This is a genomic window from Bacillus sp. KNSH39 (assembly GCF_052656585.1).
On sequence record NZ_JBQXYO010000001.1, the window covers coordinates 4,197,719 to 4,210,180 of the forward strand.

11 protein-coding genes are annotated in these 12,462 nt (G+C 37.1%); 10 read left to right on the forward strand and 1 reads right to left on the reverse strand.

Annotated features, from left to right (window positions below; all coding sequences use genetic code 11):
* Positions 1 to 93 precede the first annotated feature (93 nt).
* The 10 genes from gatC (at position 94) to ACUL40_RS21565 (ending at position 11,087) form a co-directional block, all read left to right on the forward strand.
* Positions 94 to 384 carry an Asp-tRNA(Asn)/Glu-tRNA(Gln) amidotransferase subunit GatC gene (gatC, locus tag ACUL40_RS21520; RefSeq protein WP_000086999.1) on the forward strand — a complete coding sequence of 97 codons (291 nt, stop codon included), beginning with the start codon at positions 94 to 96 and terminating at the stop codon, positions 382 to 384.
* 15 nt (positions 385 to 399) lie between these two features.
* Positions 400 to 1,857, forward strand: coding sequence for an Asp-tRNA(Asn)/Glu-tRNA(Gln) amidotransferase subunit GatA (gene gatA / locus ACUL40_RS21525; RefSeq protein ID WP_000051433.1), 1,458 nt, complete (start codon positions 400 to 402; stop codon positions 1,855 to 1,857).
* Positions 1,858 to 1,871: 14 nt separating this feature from the next.
* Positions 1,872 to 3,299 carry an Asp-tRNA(Asn)/Glu-tRNA(Gln) amidotransferase subunit GatB gene (gatB, locus tag ACUL40_RS21530; RefSeq protein ID WP_001047685.1) on the forward strand — a complete coding sequence of 476 codons (1,428 nt, stop codon included), beginning with the start codon at positions 1,872 to 1,874 and terminating at the stop codon, positions 3,297 to 3,299.
* A gap of 557 nt (positions 3,300 to 3,856) precedes the next feature.
* Complete coding sequence (locus ACUL40_RS21535; protein ID WP_000977679.1) at positions 3,857 to 4,762, forward strand: diacylglycerol kinase; 906 nt, start codon at positions 3,857 to 3,859, stop codon at positions 4,760 to 4,762.
* A 140-nt stretch (positions 4,763 to 4,902) separates the two neighbouring features.
* Positions 4,903 to 5,646, forward strand: coding sequence for an HAD family hydrolase (locus tag ACUL40_RS21540; RefSeq protein WP_000416664.1), 744 nt, complete (start codon positions 4,903 to 4,905; stop codon positions 5,644 to 5,646).
* A gap of 154 nt (positions 5,647 to 5,800) precedes the next feature.
* Entirely contained in the window at positions 5,801 to 7,165 is a 1,365-nt protein-coding gene (gene gabT, locus ACUL40_RS21545; protein WP_001093019.1) for a 4-aminobutyrate--2-oxoglutarate transaminase, read from the forward strand.
* Positions 7,166 to 7,280: 115 nt separating this feature from the next.
* Positions 7,281 to 8,648, forward strand: a complete 1,368-nt coding sequence (locus ACUL40_RS21550; RefSeq protein ID WP_000225136.1) for a sigma-54 interaction domain-containing protein — start codon at positions 7,281 to 7,283, stop codon at positions 8,646 to 8,648.
* Complete coding sequence (gabD, locus tag ACUL40_RS21555) at positions 8,641 to 10,092, forward strand: NADP-dependent succinate-semialdehyde dehydrogenase (protein WP_000358124.1); 1,452 nt, start codon at positions 8,641 to 8,643, stop codon at positions 10,090 to 10,092. The genes ACUL40_RS21550 and gabD overlap by 8 nt, the downstream gene beginning before the upstream one ends.
* 47 nt (positions 10,093 to 10,139) lie before the next feature.
* Positions 10,140 to 10,463, forward strand: coding sequence for a DMT family transporter (locus ACUL40_RS21560; protein WP_000263262.1), 324 nt, complete (start codon positions 10,140 to 10,142; stop codon positions 10,461 to 10,463).
* 132 nt (positions 10,464 to 10,595) lie between these two features.
* Entirely contained in the window at positions 10,596 to 11,087 is a 492-nt protein-coding gene (locus tag ACUL40_RS21565) for a DUF4352 domain-containing protein (RefSeq protein WP_000915109.1), read from the forward strand.
* 45 nt (positions 11,088 to 11,132) lie between these two features.
* On the opposite strand, the gene ACUL40_RS21570 is transcribed toward ACUL40_RS21565, so the two are convergent.
* Complete coding sequence (locus ACUL40_RS21570; RefSeq protein WP_000007349.1) at positions 11,133 to 12,362, reverse strand: aminopeptidase; 1,230 nt, start codon at positions 12,360 to 12,362, stop codon at positions 11,133 to 11,135.
* Positions 12,363 to 12,462 lie beyond the last annotated feature (100 nt).

The following is a 12,462-nucleotide window of genomic DNA, read 5'->3' on the forward strand; positions in this document are numbered from 1 at the left end:
AAGTACTCTGTGTTGACTTGCTTGAAGTACTGAAAATTTGGTATCATCAATAGTATTGTAGATTGAACGATATATTATGGAGGTGGCCTAGCCGTGTCAAGAATTTCCGTTGAGAATGTAAAGCACGTAGCACATTTAGCACGTCTTGCAATTACTGATCAAGAAGCAGAAAAATTTCAAAAACAACTAGATGCAATTGTTACATTTGCAGAACAGTTAAATGAATTAGATACAACAGATGTAAAACCAACAACTCATGTATTAACTATGAAAAATGTTATGCGTGAAGATGTACCAGAAAAAGGTTTACCAGTTGAAGAAGTATTAAAAAATGCACCGGATCACAAAGATAATCAAATCCGTGTTCCAGCAGTATTAGAATAGAGGAGGGGAATTTCGATGTCATTATTTGATCATTCAGTATCAGAGTTACATAAGAAGTTAAACAACAAAGAAATTTCCGTTACGGATTTAGTAGAAGAATCTTACAAACGTATTGCGGATGTTGAAGATAACGTAAAAGCCTTTCTTACATTAGATGAAGAAAATGCACGCGCAAAAGCGAAAGAATTAGATGCAAAAATCGGCGCTGAAGATAATGGTTTATTATTCGGTATGCCAATTGGTGTAAAAGATAACATTGTAACTAACGGTCTTCGTACAACTTGTGCAAGCAAAATATTAGCAAACTTCGATCCAATTTATGATGCGACAGTTGTGCAAAAGCTAAAAGCTGCTGACACAATTACAATCGGTAAATTAAACATGGACGAGTTCGCAATGGGTTCTTCAAATGAAAACTCAGGATTCTACGCTACGAAAAACCCATGGAACTTAGATTACGTTCCAGGCGGATCTAGTGGTGGTTCTGCAGCAGCTGTAGCAGCAGGAGAAGTACTATTCTCTCTAGGTTCTGATACGGGTGGTTCTATCCGTCAGCCAGCTGCATATTGCGGTGTTGTAGGTTTAAAACCAACTTACGGACGCGTATCTCGTTACGGATTAGTAGCATTCGCATCTTCACTTGACCAAATCGGACCGATTACACGTACAGTAGAAGACAATGCATACTTATTACAAGCTATTTCAGGTATTGACCGCATGGATGCAACTTCTGCAAACGTTGAAGTTGGAAACTATTTAGCTGGTTTAACAGGCGATGTTAAAGGTTTACGCATTGCTGTACCGAAAGAATACTTAGGCGAAGGTGTTGGCGAAGAAGCTCGTGAGTCAGTACTAGCTGCTTTAAAAGTATTAGAAGGTATGGGCGCAACTTGGGAGGAAGTATCTCTTCCACACTCTAAATACGCTCTAGCAACGTATTACTTACTATCTTCTTCTGAAGCATCTGCTAACCTTTCACGCTTTGATGGCGTGCGTTACGGTGTTCGTTCTGATAATGTAAATAACTTATTAGATCTTTACAAAAACACACGTAGTGAAGGTTTCGGTGATGAAGTTAAACGTCGTATTATGCTTGGTACATTTGCTCTTAGCTCTGGTTACTATGATGCATATTACAAAAAAGCACAACAAGTACGTACATTAATTAAGAACGACTTTGAAAATGTATTTGCTAACTATGATGTTATTATTGGACCAACAACACCAACTCCGGCATTTAAAGTGGGAGAAAAAGTTGACGATCCAATGACAATGTATGCAAATGACATTTTAACAATCCCAGTAAACTTAGCGGGTGTTCCAGCGATTTCAGTTCCATGTGGATTCGGTGCTAACAACATGCCACTTGGTCTACAAATTATTGGTAAACACTTCGATGAAGCGACAATTTACCGCGTTGCACATGCGTTTGAGCAAGCAACAGACTATCATACAAAAAAAGCAAGTCTGTAAGGAGGCGAGCATAGATGAATTTAGAAACAATTATTGGTTTAGAGGTTCACGTTGAGTTAAAAACAAATTCGAAAATTTTCTCTGCGAGTCCAACAGAATTCGGAGCGGAGCCAAATACACAAACAAGTGTAATTGACTTAGGATACCCAGGGGTACTTCCTACTTTAAATAAAGAAGCAGTTAACTTTGCGATGAAAGCTGCAATGGCATTAAACTGTGAAATCGCAACGGAAACGAAGTTTGACCGTAAAAACTATTTCTATCCAGATAACCCGAAAGCTTACCAAATCTCTCAATTTGATAAGCCAATTGGTGAAAATGGTTGGATTGAAATCGAAGTAGACGGCAAAAAGAAACGTATCGGTATTACACGTCTTCATTTAGAAGAAGATGCTGGTAAATCAACGCATACAGCTGATGGTTCATTAGTAGACTACAACCGTCAAGGTATGCCTTTAATCGAGATCGTATCTGAGCCAGATATGCGTACGCCAGAAGAAGCATATGCATACTTAGAGAAGTTAAAATCAATCATTCAATACACTGGTGTATCTGATTGTAAGATGGAAGAAGGTTCCTTACGTTGTGATGCGAACATTTCTCTTCGTCCAGTTGGACAAGAGAAGTTCGGTACAAAAGCGGAACTGAAAAACTTAAACTCATTCACTTACGTACAAAAAGGTCTTGAGCACGAGCAAGTGCGCCAAGAAAAAGAACTGTTATCTGGTGGTATCATCCAACAAGAAACACGTCGTTATGATGAAGCAACGAAGAAAACAATCTTAATGCGTGTGAAAGAAGGATCTGACGATTACCGTTACTTCCCGGAGCCAGACTTAGTTGAACTTTACATTGATGATGAGTGGAAAGAAGCAGTTCGAGCTTCTATTCCAGAACTTCCAGATGCACGTAAAGCTCGCTACGTTGCAGAACTAGGCTTACCAGCTTATGATGCACACGTGTTAACATTAACGAAAGAGATGTCTGATTTCTTTGAAGCAACTGTTGCAGACGGTGCTGATGCGAAATTAACATCGAACTGGTTAATGGGTGAAGTACTTGCATACTTAAACAAACAACAAAAAGAATTAAAAGACGTTGCATTAACGCCTGCTGGTTTATCTAAAATGGTTCAATTAATTGAAAAAGGTACAATTTCTTCTAAAATCGCGAAGAAAGTATTTAATGAATTAATTGAAAAAGGTGGAGACCCAGAAGAAATCGTTAAAGCGAAAGGTCTTGTTCAAATTTCTGACGAGGGTACACTTCGTAAAGTTGTAACAGAAATTCTTGATAATAATGAGCAATCTATCGAAGACTTTAAAAACGGTAAAGACCGTGCAATTGGCTTCTTAGTTGGTCAAATTATGAAAGCTACAAAAGGACAAGCAAATCCACCGCTTGTTAACAAAATCTTACTTGAAGAGATTAATAAGCGATAATAGTAGTAACTTTTAAAGATTAAGCAGAAAAACACCCGTACATGGGTGTTTTTCTAGGTTAATCAAACGTTTGTTTAAATGAGACAAAATCGTTTAAACAAACGTTTGATTAACTGTCAAAAGTGGAAAAATGTTTGTATAGCAACTATGGTATGATAGTTGCAAAAAGGTGGGAATAATGATAAATCTAAACATAGAGGTTTTTTTCATCTCATGAAATAATAGATAGTTATTATTCGTTATATGTAAATTTTTATGGAAGAATGGATAGAAATAAAGTGAAACTTTAATCAGTGGGAGGTTCATCCAACACTGATTATTAGCCCTCACCAATCGGGCATTTACTGCCCGCAAATAGCGGGATAAATTTGGGGGTCAAATAAAAAAACATTGAAATGAATATTTACTTTTGATGGACTACACGAATCGGGTTCTTACTGCCTGTTTGAGCGGGATAAAAGAAGGATAGCAAGATGAGAGGAGGTAGGCATGGGAATACTGAATAGAAGTTCAGTATGTTCTTTTTCGATACATAAAGAAATTTCCTGTGCTAATAAATGATGAAGCGAGCAAGAATTATTTATAATCCTACTTCTGGGCGTGAGCTATTTAAGAAGAGCTTACCAGAAGTATTACAAAAATTAGAACAAGCTGGCTATGAGACATCTTGTCATGCGACAACGGGTCCTGGAGACGCTACTGTGGCGGCGAGGCAAGCTGCGGATCGTAAGTTTGATGTTGTTATTGCGGCTGGTGGCGACGGTACGTTAAATGAAGTAGTAAACGGTTTAGTTGGGCATGAATTCCGTCCGAAATTTGGAATTATTCCAGTTGGAACGACAAATGACTTTGCACGTGCAATTGGTGTACCTCGTTCTATTGAAGAGGCAGCAGATATTATTTGCGAAGGAAAAACAGTGCCATTAGACCTTGGTAGAGCGAACGATACATATTTTATTAACATCGCTGGTGGCGGTCGTATTACAGAATTAACATACGAAGTACCGAGTAAGTTAAAGACAGTATTAGGGCAGCTTGCTTATTACCTAAAAGGTATCGAGATGTTACCATCATTGCATCCGACATATGTTGAAATTGAGTATGATGGAAAGTTACTACAAGAAGAAATTACGATGTTTTTAATTACGAATACTCGTTCAGTAGGTGGATTTGAAAAGGTAGCACCGTATGCATCTATTAACGATGGGTTATTTGACCTATTAGTACTGAAAAAAGGTTCTATCGCTGATTTAATTAAAGCAGCAACACAAGCACAACGTGGTGAACATATTAATAATCCAAAAGTGTTATATACACAAGCGAACCGAATTAAAGTACATTCACCAGATAAACTAATGATTAATTTAGATGGTGAGTATGGTGGAGATGCACCGATGGAATTCGAAAATATATATCATTGTTTAGAACTATTTGTTCCTGAACATCAAGAGGATGCCCTGTAAAGGCATCCTTTTTTACTTTGTTAAAATGAATTGTAAATTGGGAGTTAGTTTGATTTTTATGGTATTTTTACAATTCTTTTATTTTACATCCATACTTTATTGATACACTAGAAGAGATAAGAAATGAGAGGTAGGATGCTATGGAGAAGGTAAAAGCAATACTATTTGATAAAGATGGGACATTAATGGATTTTCATTCAATTTGGATAAAAGTAGCTGAAGAACTTGTAGCTGAATGTATAAGTTTATATCATTTACCAAGTACAATAGGGCAGACCTTATTAGAAGAGATTGGTGTAGAGGGAGCATTTGTTAATCCAAGGAGTGCAATAGCTGCTGGAACAAGCCTTGATGTAGCGAAGGGGCTTTGTAATTATATTGAGTCTGCTAGAGAAGAAGAGATGCATCAGTGGGTAAGTGAGAAGTTATTTTCCCTTATGTATGAGCATCGTTCGCATATGAAAATGACAGCAGACTTACCGAAAGTGTTACAGGCATTAAAAGATAAAGGATTTATATTAGGGGTTGTCACGGCGGATGATTTCGCACCAACAGAATTATTTTTAAAACAATATAAGTTGGAGAACTTTTTTGATTATATTATAGCCTCGGATACATTCCCTGCGCAAAAACCAGATAAAAAGATTATAGAAGTGTTTTGTGAGAAATTTAATTTAGAATCATGTGAGGTTGCGGTTGTTGGAGATACGCCAACTGATTTACATTTAGCTAAAAATGGCGATTGCTATGCAATTGGGGTGCTATCTGGTACAGGAGACCGTCCAACATTAGAACCACTTGCTGATTTAGTGTTAGATTCTGTTGGAGAGTTTATTTCTCAATCGGGTGAGTTTTTCTGGGAGAAAGAAAAGTCTAATGTGTAAGGAAAATAAGTCTATAAAGACTCTTAATGAGTCTTTATAGACTTATTTTTTATGCCTGGATACAAAGAATATAGGATAAATGCTAGAAAAGAAAGTTGGCATATATTTTGCAATAAAAAGAGAAAACAATGTAAAGAAAAGGATGGGGTACGCAATGAACACAAAAAAATTTGCTAAAGTAAATGAACAAATTCCAGGACCGAAAGCGGCATCTTTATTAGAACGCCGTCAAAATATAGTACCAAAAGGAGTAAGTAACGGCATCCCAACGTTTGTACAATCTGCCAATGGTGCTCTTGTAACAGATGTTGATGGCAATCAGTACATTGATTTTGCAGGAGCAATCGGGACAATTAACGTAGGGCATTGTCATCCAACGGTTAAAGAAGCGCTCCATAAACAAGTCGATCAATACATTCATACTGGATTTAACGTCATGATGTATGAGCCATATATTGAATTAGCAGAAAAGCTTGCGGCATTGGCACCAGGAAGTTTCGATAAGCAAGTCCTGTTTTTAAATAGTGGTGCAGAAGCAGTTGAGAACGCGGTGAAAATCGCTCGTAAATATACGAAGAGACCTGGTATTATCGCATTTTCTAAAGGTTTCCACGGGCGTACATTAATGACAATGACGATGACAAGTAAAGTGAAGCCATATAAATTTGGGTTTGGTCCCTTTGCTCCAGAAGTATATAAAGCGCCATTTCCATACGAATACCGTCGCCCAGAGGGATTAACGGAAGAGCAGTATGATGATTTTATTATTGAAGAGTTTAAGAACTTCTTCATATCGGAAGTAGCACCAGAAACAATTGCAGCTGTTGTAATGGAACCTGTTCAAGGGGAAGGTGGATTTATCGTCCCAAGTAAGAAATTTGTTCAAGAAGTACGCCGCATTTGTTCAGAGAACGGCATCTTATTTGTAGCGGATGAAATACAAACAGGCTTTAGTCGTACAGGAAAATATTTTGCAATTGATCACTATGATGTCGTTCCAGATTTAATTACAGTGTCTAAATCATTAGGTGCTGGTGTACCGATAAGTGGTGTCATTGGACGTAAAGAAATTATGAATGAGTCTGCACCAGGTGAACTTGGTGGAACGTATGCAGGAAGTCCATTAGGATGTGCGGCTGCATTAGCTGTTCTCGATGTAATAGAAAATGAGAAATTAAATGATAGAGCGATAGAATTAGGAAAAGTCGTAATGAACCGATTCGAAGAGATGAAAAATAAATATCATTGCATCGGTGATGTGCGTGGGTTAGGCGCAATGTGTGCATTTGAGGTCGTTCAAGATCGTAAGACGAAAGCACCTGACAAAACGTTAACGGCTAATCTATGTGCAGAAGCAAATAAGCGTGGGTTACTGTTATTATCAGCAGGGACATATGGAAATGTTATCCGTGTGTTAATGCCTTTAGTTATTACAGATGAGCAACTTGAAGAAGGTTTAACAATAATTGAAGAATCATTGCAAGCTTGTTATGAGCAAACAAACATCGCTCGCGTTTAAAAACTGAAGTATAAATAGCAAACATTCTAGCTGACTCTATATTAAATGCAGAAAATTCACTTTATAATAAAGGTAGTGAAGTGGATCGATGGATTTGAAGTTAGGGGTGGCTAGGATGGTTGCAGAAAAGGAACGAGTGTTAATGGATTTAAAAGATGTATTTGAATATGCGTTTGACGAAATTTTTGTTACAGATGAGCAAGGGATCGTTGTGCGTGTAAATAGTACATGTGAAAGGCACTACCAACTAGCTGCAGAAGAGTTAGTTGGTAAGCATGTAAAAGAACTACAAAAGGATGGAATCTTTTATCCATCAGCGACATTAGAAGTGATTGAAAAAAAGAGGCCAATTGAACTCGTTCAAACGACAAAATCAGGAGAGTATTTACACGTTCGTACAAGGCCTGTTTTTGATGATGAGGGAAATTTAAGAAGAGTGATTAGTTATTCTCGCGACCTTACTGAACTCTATCAATTACGTCAAAAGGTAGAGGAAATGGATAATCAGCTAAAAACATATAAAAAAGAATTAAGAGAAACATATGAGCATGAAGGACTTATTTTTAAAAGTCTAGCTATGCAAAAAATAGTCGATACAATCAAAAAAGTATCTGTAGTGGATAGTACTGTTCTCGTTTTAGGCGAGACTGGAGTAGGAAAAAGTCGATTAGTACGCCATTTACATGAAGTGAGTCACCGTAAGCATGAAAGTTTCTATGAAATTAATTGTGCGGCATTACCAACTAATTTAATTGAATCGGAGCTTTTTGGATATTCAGGTGGATCTTTTACAGGTGCGAATCGTGAAGGGAAAAAGGGACTATTAGAATCCGCGCATAAAGGAACTCTTTTTTTAGATGAAATCGGTGAAATGCCGCTTGAAATTCAAGCGAAGCTTTTGCAAGTATTGCAAGAAAAAACATTTCGTCCTATAGGCGGAAGAGAATTAAAAAAAGTAGATGTTCGAATTGTGGCGGCAACAAATAGAGATTTAAGCGAGATGGTGAAACAAGGAACATTTCGGAAAGATTTATACTATCGTTTGAATGTCATTCCAATTGCAATTCCCCCGCTTAGGGAAAGAACAGAAGATATTTTGCCGCTTATTTATCATTACTTGCAGCACTTTAATAAAAAGTACGGACGTGATGTGAAACTAGCGCCGAGTACGTTACAAATGTTTGTTGGATATCCGTGGGAAGGGAACAATAGAGAAATAGAGAATGTAATTGAGAGAATTGTTATTACTGTTGATGATGTTGTAACGGTAGAGGATTTGCCACTCTCTATGCAAGAGGCTGCAGTTGAACAATCGGGGCAAAGCCTTTATAAAATGCTGGAAGAGGTAGAGAGAAATATAATTCTTAAAGCGTATAAAACGTATGGATCAAGTTATAAAGTGGCTGAGTTTTTGCAAATTAGTCAATCTGCTGCTACTAGAAAAATTAAGAAGTTCATAGAGGAGGAAGAAAACATTGGATAAAAAGGCGACTTTCGTAAGTATAGATAAAAAGGCGATGTATATAAATGGTGAGTGGATTACACTACAAGAACAAATTGAAGTAAATAATCCTGCGACGAAGGAAATATTTGCAACTGTACCAAAAGGCGGAGTAACAGAGGCAAAGCAAGCTGTTGATGCTGCACATGAAGCTTTTAAAACGTGGTCTAAGTTAACGGCAGCAGATCGTGCAACGAAGTTAAAAAAGTGGTTCATGCTTATTGATGAAAATAAAGAAGAGATCGCAGCGATTATGACGAAGGAACAAGGGAAGCCGTTTGCAGAAGCGCTTGGTGAAGTAAATTATGCAAACAGTTTTGTTGAATGGTATGCAGAAGAGGGGAAACGCGTATATGGTGAAATGATTCCTGCTGCTCATCCGAATAAGCGCATTTTAGTTATGAAGCAACCAGTTGGCGTTATGGCAGCTATTACACCTTGGAACTTCCCAGCTGCTATGATTACGAGAAAGGTAGCCCCAGCGCTTGCAGCAGGCTGTACAGCCGTTGTGAAACCGGCAAGTCAAACGCCATTAACTGCATTGAAATTAGCTGAATTAGCCCATGAAGCAGATATTCCAAAGGGCGTAATCAATATCGTAACAGGTAGTGCAAAAGCAATTGCTGATACATGGATGGAAGATGGTCGCGTTCGAAAAGTGTCCTTTACAGGGTCAACGGAAATCGGGAAAGAGTTAATGGCTAGTGCGGCGCAAACGATGAAAAAAGTTTCGCTTGAGTTAGGGGGACACGCTCCGTTTATCGTAATGAATGATGCAGATTTAGATAAAGCAGTAGAAGCGGTGATTGGTTCGAAATTCCGTAATGCAGGACAAACGTGTATATGTACAAACCGAGTATTCGTTCAAGAAGAAGTATACGAAGTATTTGTAGAGAAGTTCCAAAAGGCAGTAGGGCAGTTGAAAGTAGGAGACGGTTTCGGTGACGGAACGACTGTCGGGCCACTTATTGATGAGAATGCAGTTTCAAAAGTACAAGAACATATTGAAGATGCTATTCAAAAAGGTGGAACAGTTTTATATGGTGGTCAAAAGGTCGCAGAGTTAGAGGGACATTTCATTCAACCGACTGTAATTGGGTTGGCAAATGATACGATGCTTTGTATGAATGAAGAAACATTTGGGCCAGTGGCACCAGTTGCGAAATTTAAAACAGTTGATGAAGTAATCGAACGTGCAAACAATACACCATACGGTTTAGCTGCGTATATTTTCACGAAAGACATTAGCCAAGCATTCCAAATTAGTGAAGCGTTAGAGTACGGTATTATCGGTCTAAACGATGGACTTCCATCAGTTGCACAAGCACCATTTGGTGGATTTAAAGAAAGTGGTATCGGTCGTGAAGGAGGCCATTTCGGCATCGAGGAATATTTAGAAATTAAATATATTTCATTGGGACTATAAGTAGTATACTAGAATCTCTATAAGGTAACAGAGAAGGAGATTCTAGTATGGTATATTGGCTATTATTACTTGTTACAATTATTTTTGAAGTAGCTGGAACAATTGCGATGAAACTATCAAATGGTTTAACAAAGCTCGTTCCAAGTGTACTGATTTTCGTGTTTTATGGGATTTGTTTCAGCGTGTTTGCCATCGTTGTGAAAAAGATTCATTTAAGTATTGCTTATGCTATTTGGTCTGGCGTTGGAACATTACTTATTACAATCATTAGTGTGTACTTTTTTAAAGAGCATATTAGTTTATTTCAAGCATTTTGTATTCTTTTTATTGTTTTGGGTGTCATTGGGCTTAAGGTTTCATCGGCATCATGAAAGCTATCTTTTGTAGAAGATAGCTTTTTTCTATTTGTGCAGTTAGCAATTAATACGACAAAATATGACAAGAAAGAGTAAAGCGTTTTGTTATGATACATATGAAATATTGTCTTATGTGGAGGAAAGAGTATGTTAAAAAAGGTAAGTCAAATTGTTTTAATTTTTGGCATAGCTTTTAGTTTAAGTGCTTGCACTGAGACTAAAGATAGTAATGAAAGTAAACAAGAAGATGTTCAAGATAAAGTGTATAAAATAGGGGAGACAGTAGACGTAGATGGTTTGCAAGTAACTATCGATTCAGTTAAATTAGGATATCCGGATTATGATGAGAATAAAAAGAAAGAGGAGATTTTGGGGATTATTTTCAAAGTAGAAAATAATAGTAAAAAGGAAATACCTTTTGCATTTTATGAATTTGAGATTACCGATAAGAAAGGTACAAGATTTAAAGAATATAATAACCCTGATAGCTTTATTAGTAAAAAGTTAGCACCAGATGAAAAAATTCAAGATATAATGCTATTTGACGTAGCGAAAGAAAATACGTATATCGCTACGTATAGACCGGAGTTTACGCATGAAAATAGAACGATAAAATTTGAATTGAAACCAAATAAATAAAGAAACACATTGGATTATCCAATGTGTTTCTTTATGGTAATAAATTTAAAACGCCCAGTTACCTTTACGGAAGATAGGCTCATGTCTGCCATCAGCAGTAATACCGTCAATATCAAGCTCAGCTGATCCAATCATGAAGTCGTTGTGTGTGATACTAGCGTTTGCGCCGTTTTCAGCAAGTTCTTCTTTAGACATTGTTTTTCCGCCAACTAAGTTAAATGCATAAGCATTTCCGATTGCAAGGTGGCAAGATGCATTTTCGTCAAATAGTGTATTGTAGAATAAAACATTTGTGTTTGAAATTGGTGAGTCATGAGGTACTAAAGCTACTTCTCCTAAGAAGTGAGAACCTTCATCTGTTTCTACTAAATGTTTTAAAGCTTCTTCACCAGCTTCAGCTTTATAGTCTACGATACGCCCGTTTTCAAATGTTAACGTGAAATTATCGATAATATTACCTGCAAATACTAACGGTTTTGTACTAGAAACTTGGCCGTTTACACCTGTTTTAAGTGGCATTGTAAATACTTCTTCAGTTGGAATATTAGCCATAAATGGTACGTTCTTTTCATTTAAGCTACCAGCACCAGCCCATACATGTTTTTCTGGAAGTTCGATTGTTAAATCTGTTCCAGGACCTGTATAGTGAAGAGCTTTATAATGCTTTTCGTTTAAGTAATCCACTTTTGTATGTAATGTTTCATCATGTTCTTTCCATGCTTCTACAGGATTTTCTAAATCAGCACGAGTAGCTTTGAAAATAGCATCCCATAACTTTGCTTCTTGTTCTTCTGGCGCTACGTCAGGGAATACTTTCGCAGCCCATTCTTTCGTAGGAACAGAAATGACACACCAACTTACTTTATCTGCTTGTACGTAATCACGGTATACTTTCATTGCTTCTCCAGCTACTTTATGAGCTGTTGCAATACGCGATGCTTCTACACCTTTTAATAAATCAGGGTTTTCTGCATAGATAGACATAAATGCAGCGCCTTCTTTTGCTAATTCTTCACGAGCATGTGCTTTCCAAGATGGAAATTCAGCGAAAGCTTCTTCAGGAGCTAGATCGAACTTTAAGCGTGTTAACGTCTCATCATTCCAATCTACATATACGTGTTTTGCACCAGATTTATATGCTTTTTCTGTAACGAGGCGTACAAATTGTACAGCTTCAAGAGGTGCACTAATTGATAAAGTTTGTCCAGGTTGAATATTAACACCAACATTAACTGCAAGAGCAGCATATTTCTCTAACGTTTGTTCAAATGACATATGTATAATCTCCTTTAATTTGAAAGATTTCTTACTATATATAATACAAGAAAATTCTAAAAATATATATAAATATAAAGTAAAAAGAGAGCTCAAAATG